The sequence below is a fragment of the Streptomyces sp. NPDC002795 genome, from assembly GCF_042888725.1.
Classification (GTDB): domain Bacteria; phylum Actinomycetota; class Actinomycetes; order Streptomycetales; family Streptomycetaceae; genus Streptomyces.
The window spans coordinates 1-19,423 of sequence record NZ_JBIAQB010000017.1; the positions used below are offsets into that span (position 1 = coordinate 1).

Genomic DNA, 19,423 nt, shown 5'->3' on the forward strand with positions numbered 1-19,423 from the left:
GCGTTGATTTTTGGCACGCTGTTGAGTTCTCAAGGAACGGACGCTTCCTTTGTACTCACCCTCTCGGGCTTTCCTCCGGGCGCTTCCCTTCGGTACTTCGTGTTTCCAACCTTACCAGATCCGTTTTCCGTTCCGCTTCCGGTTCGGAATTTCATTTCCGGTGGCCGTTGGAGGGCCTTTGCCTTTCGGCGTGTCCACCACATTAGCCGAATCTCCCGGCAACTCATAATCGAGTTTCGCGGGTTCCAATTCCGGCATGCGAGCACGCCGAAAAGACCCCGCCGAGGGATGTCGTAATGAGTGGTTTGGCCGCTTCCGGTGGTTGGCTGAGAGCCAGACCCGGGTTCAGCGGCTCGGGCCACGTTACGGATCCCGTAGGGGCACGTCAAGTTGAGCGGCGGCGCGGCGTATGGGCCCGATAAGGGCTCACCGTCGGGTCGTTGGCGACCCAGAAGCGCCAGGGGTGGACGCCGCCCTCGCCGGACACGCCGGTGCGTGGGCCGTTGAGTACCTGGTCAGCGGGTACGGGAGTGCCGTGCAGGATCCGCAGCGGGGAGCCCGATCGGGCGCAGGCGTCGGTGCCGTCCAGGGATCGGTCCACACCGAGGGCCGTGGCCATGCGGGCCGGGCCTTTGGCCAGTTCCTTGTCATGTCGGGCCGAGAGTCGACGCTTGCGGGCCAGTTCGGCACCTGCGGTGACCTCGCCGGCGCGGAGGAGCACGGCACTCGCCCTGCCCTCCTCGCCGCAAACCAGGTTCATGCAGTGCCACATGCCGTAGGTGAAGTAGACGTACACGTATCCGGGGCGGCCGAACATCACGCTGTTGCGGGCGGTCTGGCCCTTGTAGGCATGGGACCCGGGGTCGTTCGCGCCGTCGTAGGCCTCGACCTCGGTGAGGCGGAGCTCGATCGGCCCGTCGGGGGTGCGACGGACCAGCGTGCGTCCGAGTAGGTCGGGGGCGACGTCCAGTACAGGTCGGTCGAAGAACCCACGTGCGAGGGGCGTACGGTCAGTGGCCGCGATCATGCCCTCCGAGGGTAGTGGAGCGGGTGGGGGACGGGCGCTCGCGGAACCGGGCGCGCGTGTCCCGCGTTTGTAGTCAGCAGTATCAGCAATGGTTCGCACACGGAGGAGATCGAGGCATGGGGTTCAAGCGGCTGTTGGCGAGTCTGGGCGCGGGCGGGGCATCCGTGGAGACGGTGCTCACTGAGGTCAATGTCGTGCCCGGTGGTGTCGTTCAGGGTGAGGTGCGGATCCAGGGCGGGTCCGTCGACCAGGAGATCGAGGGGCTTTCCGTCGGTCTGCAGGCGCGGGTCGAGGTCGAGGGCAACGACCAGGAGACGAAGCAGGACATCGAGTTCACCAAGGTGCGGCTCGGGGGTGCGTTCGAGCTGAAGGCCCAGGCCGTGCACGCCGTACCCTTCGGGCTTGAGATTCCGTGGGAGACGCCCGTCACGATGATCGACGGGCAGCAGCTGCGCGGCATGAACATCGGGGTGACGACCGAGCTGGAGATCGCCCGGGCCATCGACTCGGGTGACCTCGACCCGATCAATGTGCACCCGCTGCCGTCCCAGCAGGCGCTGCTCGATGCCTTCATCGGCATCGGCTTCCGGTTCAAGAGCGCGGACATGGAGCGCGGGCACATCCGGGGTACGCGGCAGAAGCTGCCGTTCTACCAGGAGATCGAGTTCCACCCGCCGCAGCAGTACCGGGGACTCAACCAGGTGGAGTTGAGCTTCGTGGCCGACGACCGGGAGATGGACGTCGTGCTGGAGATGGACAAGAAGCCGGGGCTGTTCAGCGAGGGCAGTGACACGTTCCGGTCGTTCGTCGTCGGGCACCACGACTTCCAGGGCACGGACTGGTCGGCGTATGTGCACCAGTGGCTGTCCGAGGTCGGCAGCAAGAGGAACTGGTTCTAGGGTTTCAGGAGCAGGGTCGACAGGCCCTGTAGGACCAGTGTTTCCGTAGATCCAGGAGGTGTGTCGTTGTGACCGAGCAGCCCCAGAGGGCTTCGCTTCCTCATGACTTTCATCCGCAGGTGCCGTCGTTCACCGTCGTGAGCCAGGACTTCGAGCCGGGCGGGACGCTGGACGACGCGCAGGTGTACGCGGCCGGGAACACGTCGCCGCACCTGCGCTGGGAGGGTTTCCCGGCGGAGACCAAGAGCTTCGCCGTGTCGTGCTTCGACCCGGACGCGCCGACCGGCAGCGGGTTCTGGCACTGGAGCGTGTTCGACATCCCGGCCTCGGTGACCGAACTGCCGGTGGGCGCCGGCAGCGGCAAGTTCGAGGGGCTTCCCGAGGGCGCCGTGCAGGTGCGCAACGACTACGGGACGAAGGAGTTCGGGGGCGCTGCGCCGCCTCCCGGGGACCCCGCCCACCGTTATGTGTTCACCGTGTACGCGGTCGATCAGGAGAAGCTCGGCCCCGACTCGGACGGCACGCCGGCCTTCGTCGGGTTCAACCTGCGGTTTCACACGATTGCCCGGGCCCAGGTCATCGCCGAGTACGGGGCTCCCGTGGAGGGCTGAGCCTCAGCACGGCGTTCACTGAACGTTTGCCCGCCTCTGGTCATGGAATTGATCAGGGGCGGGCATTTTTTATGCGCGGGCCCGCAGATATTGCGTTGTCCATCTCGGCGTGCACGGCCAGAGTTGACGCACGGACGCCGAGGGGTGATCCGCTGCGTACGGGAGGTGGGCAGGGTGCGGGACACACTGGTGCTGAACGCGAGCTTCGAGCCGCTCTCCACGGTGACGCTCAATCGAGCCGTCGTGTTGGTGCTGCAGGACAAGGCCGTCGTTGAGCAGATCCACCCCGAGCTGCGGATGCGTGGTGCCGAGATCGATATACCGGTGCCCCGGGTGATCAGGCTGTGCCGCTACGTACGGGTGCCGTTCCGAAGACGCGCGCCGTGGTCCAGGCGGGGCGTGCTCGTACGGGATCAGCACCGGTGCGCGTACTGCGGCAAGCGGGCGACGACCGTCGACCACGTGGTGCCGCGGTCGCACGGCGGTGCTGATTCGTGGTTGAACACGGTGGCGTCCTGCGCCGCCGACAATCACCGCAAGGCGAACCGGACGCCCGAGCAGGCGGGGATGCCGTTGCTGCGGCAGCCGTTCGAGCCGACGCCCGCCGATGCGATGCTGCTGTCGCTCGGCGCAGGCGGGCGGGCCGGGCTGCCGGACTGGCTGGCGCAGGCCGCCGCGTAGAGACATGACGCGAGGGCCCGCCGACCGTGAGGTCGGCGGGCCCTCGCGTTGTTCGAAGTCCTAGTCGATCGGGGGCTGCTCGCGGCGGGGCTGGGGCGGCGTCGGCATGACGGGCGGCGCCTTCGCGTCGCTGCCGCCGCCCATGCCGCCGAAGTTGCCGAAGGCGCCCGAGAGGCCCTTGAGGGCGTCGCCGATCTCGCTGGGGACGATCCAGAGCTTGTTGGCGTCGCCCTCGGCGATCTTCGGGAGCATCTGCAGGTACTGGTACGAGAGCAGCTTCTGGTCCGGGTCTCCGGCGTGGATGGACTCGAAGACCGTACGGATGGCCTGGGCCTCGCCCTCCGCGCGCAGGGCCGCGGCCTTCGCCTCGCCCTCGGCCCTGAGGATCGCGGACTGCTTCTCGCCCTCGGCGGTGAGGATCTGGGACTGGCGGATGCCTTCGGCGGTGAGGATCGCGGCGCGCTTGTCACGGTCGGCGCGCATCTGCTTCTCCATCGAGTCCTGGATGGAGGTGGGTGGCTCGATCGCCTTGAGCTCGACGCGGTTGACGCGGATGCCCCATTTGCCGGTGGCCTCGTCGAGGACGCCGCGCAGTGCCGCGTTGATCTCCTCGCGGGAGGTCAGGGTCCGCTCCAGGTCCATGCCACCGATGATGTTTCGCAGCGTGGTGACCGTGAGCTGTTCGATGGCCTGGATGTAGCTGGCGACCTCGTAGGTGGCGGCCCTGGCGTCGGTCACCTGGTAGTAGATGACGGTGTCGATGTTGACGACCAGGTTGTCCTGGGTGATCACCGGTTGCGGTGGGAACGGCACGACCTGCTCGCGGAGGTCGATGCGGTTACGGATCGAGTCGATGAACGGGACGACGATGTTCAGGCCCGCGTTCAGCGTGCGTGTGTAGCGGCCGAAGCGCTCGACGATGGCGGCGCTGGCCTGCGGGATGACCTGGATGGTCTTGATCAGCGCGATGAAGACCAACACCACCAGAATGATCAGGACGATGATGATCGCTGACATCGAGTCTCCCGTGCCCCTCGTACCGTTCGTACCGTCGTGGTCCCGGCGCCCTCGCGCCAGAAGATCATGAGGTCTTGCGCAGTCGAGTGTGTCAGAACTGCCCACGTGGCGGGGCTGGTTCGGGCCACATATCGGTTCACATGACGATCGCCGTGGCCCCCTCGATCTCGACCACGTCGACCTGGCGGCCCGGCTCGAACGTCGCATCCGTGTCGAGGGCGCGGGCCGACCAGATCTCGCCGCCGAGTTTGATCCGGCCGCCCTCCTGTCCGTCGACGCGCTCGACGACGACGGCCTGCTGGCCCTTCAACGCCTCGACGCCCGTCGCCAGTTGGGGTTTCTGGGCGCGGTGCCGGGCGGCCACGGGTCGTACGACCGCGATGAGCGCGCACGAGACGACTGCGAAGACGATCACTTGGAGGACGACACCGCCGCCCATGCCCGCCGTGACGGCGCCCGCGACGGCGCCGACGGCCAGCATGCCCAGTTCGGGCATGGCGGTGATGACGAGCGGAATTCCGAGTGCGGCCGCCCCGATCAGCCACCACACCCATGCGTCGATGTCTGCCACATGGCCATGGTAGATCCGTAACTGCCGCGCGGACAGGGGACGTCCGGCCCGCGCGGGAGCGTGGATGCCCGGATGCCCCTAGGTCAGCGGCAGGCCGGTGGCGGTCCAGCGGCCGTTGTTCTCCTCGACGACCAGCGGGAGGCCGAAGCACTTGGAGAGGTTGCGGGAGGTGAGTTCGAGCTCGATCGGGCCCGCGGCGAGGATCTGGCCCTGGCGGATCATCAGGACGTGCGTGAAGCCGGGGGCGATCTCCTCGACGTGGTGCGTCACCATGATCATCGAGGGGGCGATCGGGTCACGGGCGAGGCGGCCGAGCCGGCGCACCAGGTCCTCGCGGCCGCCGAGGTCGAGGCCGGCCGCGGGCTCGTCGAGGAGCAGCAGCTCGGGGTCGGTCATCAGGGCGCGGGCGATCAGCGTGCGCTTGCGCTCTCCTTCGGAGAGCGTCCCGAACCTGCGGTCCAGGTACTCACTCATGCCGAGCCGGTCGAGGAACGCGCGGGCGCGCCGCTCGTCCATCTCCTCGTACTCCTCCTGCCAGCCGGCCGTCATGCCGTACGCGGCGGTGAGCACGGTCTGCAGGACGGTCTGCCGCTTGGGCAGCTTGTCGGCGAGCGCGATGCCGGCGACGCCGATGCGCGGGCGCAGTTCGAAGACGTCCGTGCCGGGCTTGCCGAGGGTCTCGCCGAGGATCGTGGCGGTACCGCTGCTCGGGTAGAGGTAGCTCGAGGCGACGTTCAGGAGGGTGGTCTTGCCCGCGCCGTTGGGTCCGAGGATGACCCAGCGCTCCCCCTCCTTCACCGACCAGGAGACCTGGTCCACCAGAGCCCGGCCCTCGCGGACCACGGATACGTCCTCCAGCTCCAGTACATCGCTCATGAGCGCGTTGTCTCCCATTGCAGTCTCGTCTGTTCGCCGCGTCCGTATGCCTTCGCACAGTTCCTGCTCCGCGCGGCCCCCAGGGAAAACCTACGCCACCGCCCCAGCGGTCCATTCCATCGGTCGGGCTTTTGGCGGCTTTGCGGGCTTCTAAGGTGGGGCGCATGCTCACTGAACCACGCTCCGGGCGGCTCGCGGCCTGGGGAAATGCCCTTCTTGGTGGATTTGTCGCGCCCGATGACGCGGCGCTCGCGATTGTTGGCGAGGACACATCTCACCGCGTGGCGGGGCTTCCGGGCGAGGACGCGCCCGTCGGCCTGACGCTGGCGCTCGGCCGCCTGCGGGCGCTCGGCGTCGGCGGCCTGCGCGTGGCGCTGCCCGCTCCGGGGCATCCGCTGGGTCTCAGCGGGCCGCCGGAGTTCAACGCGCGGGCCCTGGAGGCCGAGGAGGCGGTGGTCTGTCACGGCGCCGCGCTCGGGCTCGTTCCCGAGGTGTACGAGGTCGGTCCCGAGGGCGATGTGCATGTCCAGGTGATGTGGCACTGCCTGCCGGTGCGGGAGGCGCCGCCGGCGGATGTGCCCTCGCTCGGCGAGGCGGAGCGGGAGCTGGCGGAGGCGCTGCGGGACGCGACGGAGGTGCTGACGCGGCTCGACGTGGCCGGGTCGGGGCCGGTGTCCGAGGCCGCCGTTGACGCGTACCGGGCGCGGGCCGAGCGGGGGCGCGAGGCGCTGGCGCCGGGGTATCCGGGGCGGGCCGTGCGGGTGCTGGAGCTGGCGCAGCGGGTCGGGCTGCTGGTCTCCGTGGCGTACGAGAGCGGGCACGGGGGCGCCGTGAGCGCGTCGGAGATGGGGGCGCGGGCGCTCGCGCTGCGCCCGGTGGAGCGCACGGCCCGGCGCGCGCTGGTGGCCGCGTACAACGCGTTCGTGGAGGAGCGGGAGCGGGGCTGAGGGCGGGGCCGGGAAAGGGGGAAGGCCCCCACGGACCGGATCCGTGGGGGCCTTCCTGTGCCTCAGGGGCAGCGAACCTCAGTTGTTCGCCGCGGTGTTGCCGAACGCCGGGTTCAGCAGGCCGATCACGTTGACGGAGTTGCCGTCGACGTTCACCGGGACGTGAACCGGAACGCCGACGTTGTTGCCCGAGCCGACGCCCGGGGAGTTCGCGGCCACGCCCTCGGCTTCCGAGTCGGCGAAGGCGGCGCCGGCGGAGGCACCCGCGGCGAGACCGGCGACGGCGACGGCCAGGGCGGCCTTCTTGGCGATGTTCATGAGAAGCGTTCCTCCAGATATTGCGGTCCGACCCCAGCCGCGGGGTCGCACGCTGAGAAACGCGCGGGGCGCGTGACAGACACGGGGCGAACGCCCGATCCGCCCGATTGGATCAATAGGCCGACGATTCGATCAGTCGCGCTATCGAACTGGAGAGTTACCCCAGCCACCCCCGAGAAAAGCAGACCGGCCCCACGGGGAACACCCCGGGGGCCGGCGAACCCTGAGCACGCGTCAGCCGTTGTAGCCGTCGTTCGCGAACGCCGGGTTGAGGGCGCCGATCACCGAGACGGTGTTGCCCACGGCGTTCACCGGAACGTGCACCGGAGCCTGGATCAGGTTGCCCGAGCCGACGCCCGGGGACTTCACGGCATGGCCGTGGGCCTGCGCACCGTCGGTGGCGGATGCGAGGCCCGCACCGGCCGCGACAAGGCCGCCGGCGACGAGGGTGACGGCCGCGGCCTTCTTCAGGTTCTTCACTTCTGGATCCTCCTAAGCGGTCGCCGCGACATGACCGCCGCAGCACGCATTGGAGAACGCGGCACCACCGGAATGGATACGCCATCCGGGGGACATCTACACGACGGTATGAATTCCAGAACGGAGTGCGACGTTCCGTGTTGCCGTCCCACCGGTGCGCCCGCGTGCCCCTCAGCCCGCGACGCCGTGTCGCACGGCCCACAGGGCGGCCTGCGTACGGTCCGCCAGGTCGAGCTTCATCAGGATGTTCGAGACATGGGTCTTCACCGTCTTCTCGGAGAGGACGAGGGCGCGGGCGATCTCCCGGTTCGAGCGGCCGTCGGCGATCAGGCCGAGCACCTCGCGCTCGCGCTCGGTGAGGGAACCGCCTCTCCCCTGCCCGTTGTTGGTCTCCTCCTGGGACAGCAGGGCGCACGCCACCTCGGGTTGCAGCAGGATGTGGCCCGCGTGGACGGAACGGATGGCGCCGGCCAGGGCGTCCGGGTCCACGTCCTTGTAGACGTAACCGGCGGCCCCGGCGCGCAGGGCGGGGACGACGGTGCGCTGCTCGGTGAAACTGGTGACGATCAACACCTTGGCGGGGTTGTCGAGTTCGCGGATCCGGCGCAGGGCGTCGACTCCGTCCATGACCGGCATCTTGACGTCCATGAGGACGACGTCGGGCTTCAACTCCTCGGCGCGGGCGACCCCTTCGGCGCCGTCCGCCGCCTCGCCTACGACTTCGATGTCGTCCTGCACCTCCAGGAAGGTGCGCAGGCCACGGCGGACGACCTGGTGATCGTCGACCAGCAGTACCTTGATCGGGTCAGCCACCGGGGACCTCCATCTCGATCGTGGTGCCCTTGCCGGGCTCCGATTCCACTGTGAGCCTGCCGCCGACCCCGCCGGACCGGTCGCGCATGGAGACGAGGCCCAGGTGGCGGCCCGCGCTGCGGACCGCCTTCGGGTCGAAGCCCGTTCCGTCGTCGGTGACGCGCAGTATGGCGCCCTGGCCGTGCTTGTCGAGCGTGACCCGTACCTTCTCGGCTCCGGAGTGGCGCAGCGCGTTGTGCAGCGCCTCCTGGGCGACGCGCAGCATCGCCTCCTCCTGGGCCGCGGGCAGCGCCTTGATGCCGCTGGTGGTGAAGGTGACGTGCGCCGAGTGGGCGCGGTCGAGCACCTGGATCTGGGTGCGGAGGGTGGCGACCAGGCCGTCCTCGTCGAGCGCCGCGGGGCGCAACTCGACGACGGCCGCGCGCAGTTCGTCCGCCGCCTGTGCCGCGAGCTCCGCCACGTGCGCCAACTCGCCCTTGGCGCGGTCCGGGTCACGGTCCATCAGGGTCGCGGCGGCCTGTGCGGTCAGGCGCAGGGAGAAGAGCTTCTGGCTCACCGCGTCGTGCAGTTCGTGGGCGATGCGGGAGCGCTCCTCGGCGATGGTGAGCTCGCGGCTGCGCTCGTAGAGGCGGGCGTTCGTGAGCGCGATGGCCGCGTGCTGGGCGAGGATCCCGAGCAGTTCCTCGTCGTCCTGCGTGAAGCCGCAACCGCCTTGTGGTTTGGGGCAGTTCTTGTTGGCCAGGAAGAGCGCGCCGATCGTCTCCTCGCCGTCCTTGATGGGCAGGCCGAGGAAGTCGGACATGTCCGGGTGGGCGGAGGGCCAGCCCTCGAACCGGGGGTCCTTGCGGACGTCGGCGAGGCGCTCGGTCTTCGCGTCGTGGAGCATCGCGGCCAGGATGCCGTGCTGGCGGGGCAGCGGGCCGATGGCCTTCCACTGTTCCTCGCTGACGCCGTCGACGACGAACTGGGCGAAGCCCCCGTGGTCGTCGGGCACGCCGAGCGCCGCGTACTCGGCGTCGAGCAGCTCGCGGGCCGAGGCGACGATCGTCTTGAGGACGTCGCGCACCTCGAGATGCCTGCTCATGGCGAGGAGCGCGGCGCTCACCGCGGCCAAGCCTGTACGTGGACCCTGACTCATGACCTCACCGTACCGGCGGGGTGTGACAGCCGGATCGGACCGATGGCGCCCTTCGCCTAGGTCGGTCGGCGTAGGGCGAAGGGCCCTGCGTGGTTGCTGCTCGCGTACGAGGTGCCGAGGGCCGTCGCGTTCCTACGTTGAGGACACGACGCACAACGGATGGCGTACTCAAGGGGACGGTTGTCATGACGGTAGCGATCATCACGGGGGCTTCGCGGGGGTTCGGGAGGGCGTTGGCGACGGCCCTGGCCGAGCGGGGCTGGGATCTGGTCCTGGACGCGCGCTCCGCCGGGCCGCTGGAGGACGTGGCGGAGCGGCTTCGGGGGCACGGCGGAGCGGTGACGGCCCTGCCGGGCGATGTCGCGGACGGCAAGCACCGGGTGGAGCTGATCGCCGCGGCATGGGAGCTGGGCGGGCTCGATCTGCTGGTGAACAACGCGAGTGTGCTGGGCGCGGAGCCCCTGGTGCCGCTCGACCGTCACTCGCTGGACGACTTCCGGGCGGCTCTTGAGGTCAATGTGGTGGCTCCGCTCGGTCTGCTCCAGGAGGCGCTGCCTCTGCTGCGGGAGGCCCCGGCCGGGACGGTGCTCAGCATGAGCTCGGATGCGGCCACGGAGGCGTACCCCACCTGGGGCGGCTACGGGGCGACGAAGGCGGCCCTCGACCAGCTCGTGGCCGTGCTCGCCGTCGAGGAGCCGGAGCTGCGCGTGTGGGCGGTCGATCCGGGCGGGATGCGGACGGACATGCTGGCGGCGGCGGAGCCGGACGAGGACCTGAGCGGGGTGCCGCGCCCCGAGGACGTGGTCCCCGCCTTCCTGAGCCTGCTGGACCGGCGCCCCGCGAGCGGGCGGTACTCGGCCCCGTCCCTCCTGGAGGCGTGATGGCGCTGGCGCTGCGGGTGCCCGAGGAGCTGTCGGCGCGGGTCCCGGCCGAGCAGCGGGGGCCCGGCCGGGACAGATCGTCCGTACGCCTTCTGGTGTCGCGCGGCACCGGTGCCGCCCATCACCGCTTCCCCGAGCTGCCGTCCGTGCTGCGGGCCGGGGATCTGCTCGTCGTCAATACGTCTCCTACGTTGGCGGCCGCCGTGGACGGGAGGCTGGGGCACGCGCGCGTGGTCGTGCATGTCTCGACGCGCGGCGACGACGGCCGGTGGGCGGTCGAGCTGCGGGACCCGGACGACCGGGGCACGACGCGGCCGCGCGCCGGCGGGCCCGCGGGGTCCGTGGTCGCGCTCCCCGGCGACGTACGCCTCACCTATGAGGAGCCGCTGGCGGCCGGGAGCGAGCGGCTGTGGTGGGTGCGGGCGAGTGGGGACGTGCCCGCGCTGCTGGGCCGGCGCGGGCGGCCCATCCGCTACTCCTACACGCAGCGGGATCAGCCGCTGGCCGCGTACCAGACGGTGTTCGCGCTGCCGTACGCCGCCGGGGCGGGGAGCGCGGAGATGCCGAGTGCGGCGCGGCCCTTCACGGAGTCGATCGTGTCGCGGCTCGTGAGCCGCGGTGTGCAGTTCGCGCCGATCACGCTGCATACGGGGGTGGCGTCCGCCGAGTCGCACGAACCTCCTTATGCGGAGCGTTTCGAGGTGCCCGAGGCGTCGGCCCGTCTGATCAACGCCGCGCGGGCCGCGGGACAGAACGTCATCGCCGTGGGGACCACGGCCGTGCGGGCCGTCGAGTCCGCCGTGGACGGCGACGGGGTCGTCCGGGCGGCGCGTGGCTGGACGGATCTCGTCGTGACGCCGGAGCGCGGGGTGCGGGTGGTGGACGGGCTGCTGACGGGGCTGCACGAGCCGGAGGCCTCCCACCTTCTGATGCTGGAGGCGGTGGCGGGACGGGCCGCCGTGGACCGTGCGTATGAGGAGGCGCTGAGGGGGCGCTACCTGTGGCACGAGTTCGGCGACGTGCACCTCATCCTGCCGGAGGAGGGGCCTCACGCTGTGCGTTGCAGTGGCAACTGCGGGTGAGTTCGGACGAGGGGGCGTGTGACGCCGCGCATAGGGTCCACGTCACGTACGAAGGTCCGTAGTGGAGGGGTAAGGGACGATGGTCCCGTTGCAGCACTGGGGCAGGAAGTCGGACATAGGCTTCCTGTCCCTTTTCGTGCCTACCCGGCCCACTACCCGGCTTCGTAGGTCACACCTTTGCCTCGGCATTTTGCGGCCGCTAAGAATGGCCAACGTTGTTCAGCGCCGCGGGGTCCTACCCGTGGCGTTCGTGTCCTAAACACGACCGTCCGGTCCCCTGGTCGGCGAGCGACTTCCGTTCTTAGAGAGGTCCCCTTCTCATGCCCAAGCACAGCTCCAACGCAGGCCATAGTCAGCTGACCCGGACCCACAAGTTCTCGCTTGCCGGTGTCGCCGCTCTCGGTGCCGCCGCCCTCGCGGTGACGCTGGTGCCGGGTCAGGACACCCAGGCCCAGGCGAAGGACGAGACGGTCGCCGCCGCCCCGGTCGCGTTCACCACCGACGCCGGTGCGAAGCAGATCAAGGACGTCCACGCCAGCGTCACCGACCAGCAGGCCTCCGCCAGCGAGAAGGCCAAGCAGGCCGAGGCGAAGTGGAAGGCCCGCAAGGCGGCCGAGGCGGAGCAGAAGGCCGAGGCCGAGAAGAAGGCGCAGGCCGAGGCCAAGGCGAAGGCCGACGAGCAGGCGAAGAAGGAGCGCGAGGCCCAGGAGGCCGCCGCGCGTGCCGCCGCCCGCAAGCCGGTCTACGCCAACAACCTGGACGGCTGGATCAAGGAATCCCTCGCGATCATGAAGGACAAGGGCATTCCGGGCTCCTACGAGGGCCTGCACCGCAACATCATGCGTGAGTCGGGCGGCGACCCGGCCGCGGTCAACGGCACCGACATCAACGCCCAGAACGGCACGCCCTCCAAGGGCCTGCTGCAGGTCATCCAGCCGACCTTCGACGCGTACCACGTCGCCGGCACCGCGAACAACCTGACCGACCCGGTCGCCAACCTCGTGGCCGCGGCCAACTACGCGGCCGACAAGTACGGCTCCATCGACAACGTGGACAGCGCGTACTGATCCCTGTAGTCGGGACCTCCAGGTCCGGCACACGCTGATCCCCCACGGCACGAAGGGCGGCACCCATAGGGTGCCGCCCTTCGTGTGTCCGCAGGAGGTCGCTTACTTGCGCATGACCTCGGGCTCGTGGCGGCGCAGCAGGCGCGCGACCGCGAAGCCGCAGACGACGCCGAGCACGATCAGGACGGTGAGGTTGAGGCCCCACTGGCCGACCGAGTGCTCCCACAGCGGGTCGAGGTCGTTCGGCTTCTGCGGGTCCCACGGCGGCATCAGGCGGCCGAGGTCCAGGGTGGCGCCGGCGGCGCCGACCGCCCAGCGGGACGGCATCAGCCAGGCGAACTGTTCGAGGCCCACGGTGCCGTAGATCTGGAAGAGCACGCCGGTGAACACGACCTGGACGATCGCGAACATGACGAGCAGCGGCATCGTCTTCTCGGAGGTCTTCACCAGCGAGGAGATGACGAGCCCGAACATCATCGACGTGAAGCCGAGCGCGATGATCGAGATGCACAGCTCGGCGGCCGGCGGCAGCACAAGACCTTCCTTCGGAAGGTCACGTGTCGAGAAGCCGATGGCGCAGATGATGACGCCCTGGATGGCCGTGATGAAGCCGAGGACGATGACCTTGGACATCAGGTACGCGGAGCGGGACAGGCCGGTGGCCCGTTCTCGCTCGTAGATGACCCGCTCCTTGATCAGCTCACGGACCGAGTTGGCCGCCGCGGAGAAGCACATGCCGACCGCGAGGATCAGCATGATCGTGCCGGCGTCGCCGTTGAACTTGGCCGGCGGCTTGGGCGGGCCCAGGCCGAAGTCGGCCGGGATGACCACCGAGACGATGCCGAGGACCGCGGGCAGGATCACCATCAGGCCCAGGAAGCCCTTGTCCGAGGCGATCACCGAGCAGTAGCGCCGGATCAGCGTGATCAGCTGGGAGCCCCAGGGCTGCGTCTTGGGCGGCTTGATCGCGGCGGGCGGTGCCACCGGGTCCGACTGCGCGGCGACGGCGTCGATGTCGGCCGCGTACATCTGGTAGTGCTGCGAGCCCTTCCAGCGGCCCGCCCAGTCGTAGTCGCGGTAGTTCTCGAACGCCGAGAACACATCGGCCCACGTCTTGTAGCCGAAGAAGTTGAGGGCTTCCTCCGGCGGACCGAAGTAGGCGACCGCGCCGCCCGGCGCCATCACGAGCAGCTTGTCGCAGAGCGCCAGTTCGGCCACCGAGTGGGTGACGACGAGGACCGTGCGCCCGTCGTCGGACAGTCCGCGAAGGAGCTGCATGACGTCGCGGTCCATGCCCGGGTCGAGGCCGGAGGTCGGCTCGTCCAGGAAGATCAGCGACGGCTTGGTCAGCAGCTCCAGGGCCACCGACACGCGCTTGCGCTGGCCACCGGAGAGGGAGGTGACCTTCTTCTCCTTGTGGATGTCCAGCTTGAGCTCGCGCAGCACCTCGTCGATGCGCTGCTGGCGTTCCTGAACGCTGGTGTCCGCGGGGAAGCGCAGCTTGGCGGCGTACTTGAGCGCCTTCTTGACGGTCAGTTCCTTGTGCAGGATGTCGTCCTGCGGGACCAGACCGATGCGCTGGCGCAGCTCGGCGAACTGCTTGTAGAGGTTCCGGTTGTCGTAGAGGACGTCGCCCTTGTCGGCGGGGCGGTAGCCCGTGAGCGCCTTCAGGAGCGTCGACTTGCCGGAGCCCGACGGGCCGATGACCGCGATCAGCGACTTCTCGGGGACGCCGAAGGAGACGTCCTTGAGGATCTCCTTGCCGCCCTCGACGGTGACCGTGAGATGGCGCGCGGAGAACGAGACGTCACCGGTGTCGACGAACTCCTCGAGCCGGTCGCCGACCAGGCGGAACGTGGAGTGCCCGACGCCCACGATGTCGGTGGGGCCGAGCAGCGCCGTGCCGCCCTTGGGGATCGGCTGGCCGTTGACGTAAGTGCCGTTGTGCGAGCCGAGGTCGTGGATCTCGAAGCGGCCGTCGGGCGACGCGTGGAACTCGGCGTGCAGCCGCGAGACCTGGAGGTCGGAGACGACCAGCTCGTTCTCCAGGGAGCGGCCGATGCGCATGACGCGGCCGAGTGCCAGCTGGTGGAACGTGGTGGGGCTGCGGTCGCCGTACACGGGCGGGGCCCCCGCGACCCCGCCGGCGCCCTGCTGCTGCGGCACCTTCTGCGCCTGCGGTTGCTGCTGCCCCGGCGCCCCCGGCGCCTCACGCTGCTGGGGCGCCTGCTGGGACCAGCTCGGCTGCTGCTGGTACTCCTGCGGTGGCGGCTGCTGCGCGAGGCCGGCGGCCTGCTGCTGCGCCTGGTGCGGTGAGGCCACGGCGGCGGCGCGGGCGCTGCCCTGCGCGCTCAGGCACGGGCCGTCGGTGGAGTTGCCCAGGTGCACGGACGAGCCGGGGCCGATCTCCATCTGGTGGATCCGCTGCCCCTGCACGAAGGTGCCGTTGGTCGAGCCGTGGTCCTCGACGACCCAACTGCGGCCGCCCCAGCTGATCGTGGCGTGACGCCAGGACACCCGGGCGTCGTCGAGCACGATGTCGCCCTGCGGATCACGTCCGAGGGTGTACGGCCTGGACGCGTCGAGCGTCCAGGTCCTGCCATTCAATTCCAGTACGAGATCAGGCACTCCATGCCCCACTGAGTTGTCCCCCGAGTTTTTCCCCCGACATGGGGAGTCTAGGGATGTCGAACATCGTGAGGAACTATTTCAGGAAGCCCTCCGTGACCGAAAGGCGGGCCTTGCGCCGAGCCCGTTCGCACCTCCTGTACGCCCCTTGGCTCCCGCCCCGTTGACGGTACGGACGCGGCCCCGGGAGAGTGGTAAGAGCCCACAACTCCAGGCGGATCATGAGCAAATGGGATCTCCGGGGCGAGGCGGGGCGGATCGGGGGGGCCTTGATGGCCTTGGCGGGGAGCGGCCAGGACGCGAAGCGGCGCGCGCGCCCGTCCGTCGGCGATGTCCTGCTGTCCGCCGTGGCCGCGGTGAGCTGGGCGTTCATCGCCATGGCCGGAGTCGCGGCGCTCGGCCTGCACTTGCTGGAGGCCGACACGGTCGCTTCGCTCGGGCCGATGACGGCCGCCGTGGTGGCGCTCGGGGCGGGCGGGCGCGTGACGCCGTCCGGGGACGTCTCGGCGTTCGGGCTCAAGGGTGCGCAGGCGGACACCTCGATCGACGTCTGGCCGCTCGGCGTGGGCCTGGTGGGCGCGCTCGTACTGGGGTGGTTCTTTCTACGCTCCTTGCGGGCGGCGGGAGTTGAGGTGTCGCCCGGGGAGCTCCTCGCGCGCGCGGGCGCCGTGGTGGCGCTCTTCGTGGCGATGGTGGGCGGCCTCGCCTGGGCCGGTCACGACATCATCACCATCAACGGCTCGCAGTTGGGGCTCGACGACATTCCGGGCGGCGGGAAGGGGCTGCCGGAGGGCATCTCGGACAAACTGCCGGGCGGGATAGGCGGCTTGCTGCCCGACCGGGTCGGCGATCTGGTCGACGCGAAGGCCTCCGTCGGGTTCACCGTGGAGACGGTCCCCTCGCTGTTCGGCGGTGCGGCGTTCGTGGCGGGTGTCCTGGTGATCGCTCTGCTCGCGTCGCGGCGCACTCCGCTGCCGCGCGCGCTCGCCCCGCTGCACCGGGCCGTCCGCCCCGCCGCTTCGGCGCTCGTGGCGGTGCTGCTGATGGCGGTCGTCGCGGGCCTGGCAGCGGCGGCGTACGCGATGATCGGCGACGACCATCCGAAGCGGATCGCGGGCGCCGCGCTGCTCGGGGCGCCCAACGGGGTGTGGCTCGGCATCCCCATCGGTCTCTTCGTGCCCTGGGACGGCGAGGCGACGGGGGAGCTCGCGAAGCTGCTGCCGGATCCGCTGGACGAGCTGCTCGGGGCGTCGGCGAACGAGCCGGTGACGCTGGGGCGGCTCGCGGAACTCGACGGCAGAGTGTGGCTGTTGGGCGTCGCGGCGGGCGTGATGATGCTGCTCGCCGGGGTGCTGACGGCGGTGCGCTCGCCCGTCACGCGGGGCGTGTGGGGGTTCGCGGGGCGGTGTGCGTTGCGCCTTGGGGGCGTGACGGCGGTCGCGCTGCCGCTCCTTGTGTGGCTCACCGATGTGTCGGCGGGAGCCTCGCTCTCGGTCCTCGGCTTCGACGCGTTCGGGGCGGGCATCGAGCTGCACGGGCGGATCGGGATGGCGGTGCTGCTCGGGGCGGCGTGGGGGGCGGGGGCGGGGGCGCTCGGTGCGGGGCTGGCGTATGCGACCGGGGCGGCGGCTCGGGCCGGGCCGCCCTCGGACGGCGGGGCCGGTGGTCCGTCGGGGCCGTATCAGCCGAGTCGGCCGTATCGGCCGGCCAACCCGGATACGAATCCGTATCTGCGGCCGTATCGGCAGTGACGGTGGCCGGGATTGCGGTCGCGGGGCTCCGCCCCGGACCCCGCGCCTCAATCGCCGGCGGGGCTTGGAGGGACTCCGGAGGGGCCTGAAATGTCGAGGTCGCCCTTACACGGTGGGCGTGATTGCGGGGTCCGTACACAGGCCCGATAACGTAGGGCCCATCATGAGCGCTTCGCAGCCCCAGCCCACCGCTGATGCCCCTCCCGTGGACGTTCCGGCGGACGTCCCCACTCTCCTGGTCAAGATCTTCGGCAAGGACCGGCCCGGCATCACCGCCGGGCTCTTCGACACCCTCGCCGCCTACTCCGTGGATGTCGTCGACATCGAGCAGGTCGTCACCCGTGGCCGCATCGTCCTGTGCGCCCTGGTGACCCAGCCGCCCGCCGGTCTCGAAGGGGACCTCCGGTCGACCGTCCACAGCTGGGCGGAGTCGATGAAGATGCAGGCGGAGATCATCTCCGGCATCGGCGACAACCGTCCGCGCGGCACCGGCCGCTCCCACGTCACCGTCCTCGGTCACCCGCTCACCGCCGAGTCGGCCGCGTCGATAGCGGCCGCCATCACCGGCACCGGCGGCAACATCGACCGTATCTTCCGGCTCGCGAAGTACCCCGTGACGGCGGTCGAGTTCGCGGTGTCCGGCACCGCGACGGAGGAGCTGCGCACGGCCCTCGCCACCGAGGCCGCGAAGCTGGGTGTGGACGTCGCGGTCGTCTCGGCCGGACTGCACCGGCGCGCGCAGCGGCTCGTCGTGATGGACGTCGACTCGACGCTCATCCAGGACGAGGTGATCGAGCTGTTCGCGGCGCACGCGGGCTGCGAGGACCAGGTCGCCGAGGTGACAGCGGCGGCGATGCGCGGCGAGCTCGACTTCGAGCAGTCGCTGCACGCGCGCGTGGCGCTGCTCGCGGGCCTCGACGCCTCGGTCGTGGAGAAGGTGCGCAGCGAGGTCCAGCTGACGTCGGGGGCCAGGACCCTCATCCGTACGCTCAAGCGTCTCGGCTACCAAGTGGGCGTCGTGTCCGGCGGGTTCACGCAGGTCACGGATGATCTGAAGGAGCGCCTCGGGCTCGACTTCGCGCAGGCCAACACCCTGGAGATCGTCGACGGGAAGCTGACCGGCCGGGTCACGGGCGAGATCGTGGACCGCGCGGGCAAGGCGCGTCTCCTTCGCCGGTTCGCCTCGGAAGCGGGGGTGCCGCTCGAGCAGACCGTGGCGATCGGTGACGGCGCGAACGACCTGGACATGCTGAACGCGGCCGGGCTCGGCGTCGCCTTCAACGCCAAGCCGGTCGTGCGCGAGGCCGCGCACACCGCGGTGAACGTGCCGTTCCTCGACACGGTGCTGTATCTGTTGGGCGTCACGCGCGAAGAGGTCGAGGCCGCGGACGCGCAGAGCGCGTAGGACGTCATACGTGGGGCCCGGTACCGATGCGTCGGTACCGGGCCCCACGTCGTACGTATGACGGACGGTGGCGGTTACTCGCTCGGCGCCCAGTAGTCGACGAGCGTGGCGGCGCCGGGCTCCAGGCTCTTCCACGGTCCGGTGAACGTGAGCACGGAGTAGGCGGCGGTCGGGAAGCCGCGCTTGTTCAGCCGCTGCCGGGCGTCGCCCTCGGCGTCCGCGGCGAGGATCTCGGAGAGGGCCTGCACGCCGGGGTTGTGGCCGATCAGCACGGCATTGTGCACGTCGTCGGGGGTCTCGTTCAGCACGGCGATCAGTTCGCCGGGCGACGCTTCGTAGATCCGCTCCTCGTACACGGTCTTCGGTCGCTCCGGCATCTCGTGCACGGCGAGCTTCCAGGTCTCACGGGTACGCGCGGCGGTCGAGCACAGGGCCAGGTCGAAGGAGATGCCTGCGTCGGCCAGCTTGCGGCCGGCGACGGGGGCGTCCCTGCGGCCCCGCTCGGCGAGCGGCCGCTCATGATCGGAGACCTGGGGCCAGTCCGCCTTGGCATGCCGGAAAAGGACAATCCTGCGGGGTTCTGCGACGCTCATGCGTCCCAGCTTCGCATGAAACCCTCCGTCGGGCGCAGGGAGTTGAAGGGCTCCCCCGGCACGAGTGAACGACGTACGGGGACGCCAGGGCCTGTCGATTGGATCATGCCCTGGCGGAGCACCAGGTCCCTAGCGGAGCACCAGGTCCTTCGCGCGGCCCAGGATGTGGACCAGGCTCGGCTCGCCCGCGACGGCCTGGGCGTCGGCCGGGTTGAGGATCAGCAGGAGCAGCGCCACGAAGGCCACGGCCGGGAGCACGATCGCCCACCACGGCAGCCGGATGTCGACGCGCCCCGCGGCTGCCGTGGTGGGCCGGGAGGGCGTGGGGGCTGACATCGACATGGCTGCTGCCTCCGGGGGCCGTGTTCCGTATGCGCTTCGTCCGGTGTGCCGAGGATCTCGGCGACACTTCGAAGGTACGGAACCGGGGACCTCGGGCCCATCCGGTGATCCACCCACTTCACCCTGACACTGGCCCCCTAAGGGATGGTGGAGTTAACCCCACCCCTCCCCCGCGGCCCCGCCCTACGGTGCGGCGATGGACGCGATGATGCCGACGACGACGGTGACGGCCAGCATCGCGCCGAGCACGAGGAGCAGCTTCTTCTGGCCGTTCTGGGGATTCGGCTCGAGCACAG

The 19,423-nt window shown here is 70.1% G+C and carries 21 protein-coding genes; 9 read left to right on the plus strand and 12 right to left on the minus strand.

Annotated elements, in window-relative coordinates:
• Positions 1 to 385: 385 nt before the first annotated feature.
• Positions 386 to 1,027 (minus strand): DNA-3-methyladenine glycosylase, encoded by a 642-nt coding sequence (locus ACFYWS_RS36650; RefSeq protein ID WP_389283712.1) that lies wholly within the window; start codon positions 1,025 to 1,027, stop codon positions 386 to 388.
• A 116-nt stretch (positions 1,028 to 1,143) separates the two neighbouring features.
• Between ACFYWS_RS36650 and ACFYWS_RS36655 the strand changes: the two genes are divergently transcribed.
• The 3 genes from ACFYWS_RS36655 (at position 1,144) to ACFYWS_RS36665 (ending at position 3,218) form a co-directional block, all read left to right on the plus strand.
• Positions 1,144 to 1,926, plus strand: a complete 783-nt coding sequence (locus ACFYWS_RS36655; RefSeq protein ID WP_389283714.1) for a sporulation protein — start codon at positions 1,144 to 1,146, stop codon at positions 1,924 to 1,926.
• Positions 1,927 to 1,994: 68 nt separating this feature from the next.
• Positions 1,995 to 2,537, plus strand: coding sequence for a YbhB/YbcL family Raf kinase inhibitor-like protein (locus ACFYWS_RS36660; protein WP_389283716.1), 543 nt, complete (start codon positions 1,995 to 1,997; stop codon positions 2,535 to 2,537).
• A gap of 174 nt (positions 2,538 to 2,711) precedes the next feature.
• On the plus strand, positions 2,712 to 3,218 hold the full coding sequence (locus ACFYWS_RS36665) for an HNH endonuclease (protein WP_389283718.1): 507 nt from the start codon (positions 2,712 to 2,714) through the stop codon (positions 3,216 to 3,218).
• A 60-nt stretch (positions 3,219 to 3,278) separates the two neighbouring features.
• Here the strand turns inward: ACFYWS_RS36665 and ACFYWS_RS36670 are convergent, their stop codons facing one another.
• The 3 genes from ACFYWS_RS36670 to ACFYWS_RS36680 form a co-directional block, all read right to left on the minus strand.
• Positions 3,279 to 4,235: an SPFH domain-containing protein gene (locus ACFYWS_RS36670; RefSeq protein ID WP_389283719.1), complete on the minus strand. Its 957-nt coding sequence runs from the start codon at positions 4,233 to 4,235 to the stop codon at positions 3,279 to 3,281.
• 136 nt (positions 4,236 to 4,371) lie between these two features.
• Entirely contained in the window at positions 4,372 to 4,806 is a 435-nt protein-coding gene (locus ACFYWS_RS36675; protein ID WP_389283721.1) for an NfeD family protein, read from the minus strand.
• Positions 4,807 to 4,884: 78 nt separating this feature from the next.
• Positions 4,885 to 5,682, minus strand: a complete 798-nt coding sequence (locus ACFYWS_RS36680; RefSeq protein WP_389283723.1) for an ABC transporter ATP-binding protein — start codon at positions 5,680 to 5,682, stop codon at positions 4,885 to 4,887.
• Positions 5,683 to 5,846: 164 nt separating this feature from the next.
• Between ACFYWS_RS36680 and ACFYWS_RS36685 the strand changes: the two genes are divergently transcribed.
• Positions 5,847 to 6,629, plus strand: coding sequence for a hypothetical protein (locus ACFYWS_RS36685; RefSeq protein ID WP_389283725.1), 783 nt, complete (start codon positions 5,847 to 5,849; stop codon positions 6,627 to 6,629).
• A gap of 78 nt (positions 6,630 to 6,707) precedes the next feature.
• On the opposite strand, the gene ACFYWS_RS36690 is transcribed toward ACFYWS_RS36685, so the two are convergent.
• The 4 genes from ACFYWS_RS36690 to ACFYWS_RS36705 all read right to left on the minus strand — a co-directional run bounded on the left by ACFYWS_RS36690 (position 6,708) and on the right by ACFYWS_RS36705 (position 9,378).
• Complete coding sequence (locus tag ACFYWS_RS36690) at positions 6,708 to 6,947, minus strand: chaplin (protein WP_389283727.1); 240 nt, start codon at positions 6,945 to 6,947, stop codon at positions 6,708 to 6,710.
• A 234-nt stretch (positions 6,948 to 7,181) separates the two neighbouring features.
• Complete coding sequence (locus ACFYWS_RS36695; RefSeq protein WP_389283729.1) at positions 7,182 to 7,427, minus strand: chaplin; 246 nt, start codon at positions 7,425 to 7,427, stop codon at positions 7,182 to 7,184.
• 171 nt (positions 7,428 to 7,598) lie between these two features.
• On the minus strand, positions 7,599 to 8,240 hold the full coding sequence (locus tag ACFYWS_RS36700) for a response regulator (protein WP_389283731.1): 642 nt from the start codon (positions 8,238 to 8,240) through the stop codon (positions 7,599 to 7,601).
• Positions 8,233 to 9,378 (minus strand): GAF domain-containing sensor histidine kinase, encoded by a 1,146-nt coding sequence (locus ACFYWS_RS36705; protein WP_389283732.1) that lies wholly within the window; start codon positions 9,376 to 9,378, stop codon positions 8,233 to 8,235. Before ACFYWS_RS36705 ends, ACFYWS_RS36700 begins: the two co-directional genes overlap by 8 nt.
• A gap of 185 nt (positions 9,379 to 9,563) precedes the next feature.
• On the opposite strand from ACFYWS_RS36705, the gene ACFYWS_RS36710 reads away from it, so the two are divergent.
• From ACFYWS_RS36710 to ACFYWS_RS36720, 3 genes are all read left to right on the plus strand, one after another.
• Positions 9,564 to 10,259 carry an SDR family NAD(P)-dependent oxidoreductase gene (locus ACFYWS_RS36710; protein ID WP_389283733.1) on the plus strand — a complete coding sequence of 232 codons (696 nt, stop codon included), beginning with the start codon at positions 9,564 to 9,566 and terminating at the stop codon, positions 10,257 to 10,259.
• On the plus strand, positions 10,259 to 11,341 hold the full coding sequence (locus ACFYWS_RS36715) for an S-adenosylmethionine:tRNA ribosyltransferase-isomerase (RefSeq protein WP_389283735.1): 1,083 nt from the start codon (positions 10,259 to 10,261) through the stop codon (positions 11,339 to 11,341). Before ACFYWS_RS36710 ends, ACFYWS_RS36715 begins: the two co-directional genes overlap by 1 nt.
• A gap of 320 nt (positions 11,342 to 11,661) precedes the next feature.
• Positions 11,662 to 12,408: a transglycosylase SLT domain-containing protein gene (locus ACFYWS_RS36720; RefSeq protein WP_389283737.1), complete on the plus strand. Its 747-nt coding sequence runs from the start codon at positions 11,662 to 11,664 to the stop codon at positions 12,406 to 12,408.
• 102 nt (positions 12,409 to 12,510) lie between these two features.
• Here the strand turns inward: ACFYWS_RS36720 and ACFYWS_RS36725 are convergent, their stop codons facing one another.
• The gene (locus ACFYWS_RS36725) at positions 12,511 to 15,036 is read right to left on the minus strand and encodes an FHA domain-containing protein (protein ID WP_389283739.1); all 2,526 of its coding nucleotides are present in this window, start codon (positions 15,034 to 15,036) and stop codon (positions 12,511 to 12,513) included.
• A 272-nt stretch (positions 15,037 to 15,308) separates the two neighbouring features.
• Here ACFYWS_RS36725 and ACFYWS_RS36730 point away from each other — a divergent pair, with 272 nt between their 5' ends.
• Entirely contained in the window at positions 15,309 to 16,787 is a 1,479-nt protein-coding gene (locus ACFYWS_RS36730) for a streptophobe family protein (RefSeq protein ID WP_389283740.1), read from the plus strand.
• 163 nt (positions 16,788 to 16,950) lie between these two features.
• Positions 16,951 to 18,192 carry a phosphoserine phosphatase SerB gene (serB, locus tag ACFYWS_RS36735; protein ID WP_389283742.1) on the plus strand — a complete coding sequence of 414 codons (1,242 nt, stop codon included), beginning with the start codon at positions 16,951 to 16,953 and terminating at the stop codon, positions 18,190 to 18,192.
• Positions 18,193 to 18,266: 74 nt separating this feature from the next.
• Here the strand turns inward: serB and ACFYWS_RS36740 are convergent, their stop codons facing one another.
• The 3 genes from ACFYWS_RS36740 to ACFYWS_RS36750 form a co-directional block, all read right to left on the minus strand.
• Positions 18,267 to 18,785, minus strand: coding sequence for a SixA phosphatase family protein (locus tag ACFYWS_RS36740; protein WP_389283744.1), 519 nt, complete (start codon positions 18,783 to 18,785; stop codon positions 18,267 to 18,269).
• 129 nt (positions 18,786 to 18,914) lie between these two features.
• Positions 18,915 to 19,121, minus strand: coding sequence for a hypothetical protein (locus tag ACFYWS_RS36745; protein ID WP_389283936.1), 207 nt, complete (start codon positions 19,119 to 19,121; stop codon positions 18,915 to 18,917).
• Positions 19,122 to 19,310: 189 nt separating this feature from the next.
• Entirely contained in the window at positions 19,311 to 19,421 is a 111-nt protein-coding gene (locus ACFYWS_RS36750; RefSeq protein ID WP_266725572.1) for an SGM_5486 family transporter-associated protein, read from the minus strand.
• Between the last annotated feature and the right edge of the window lie 2 nt (positions 19,422 to 19,423).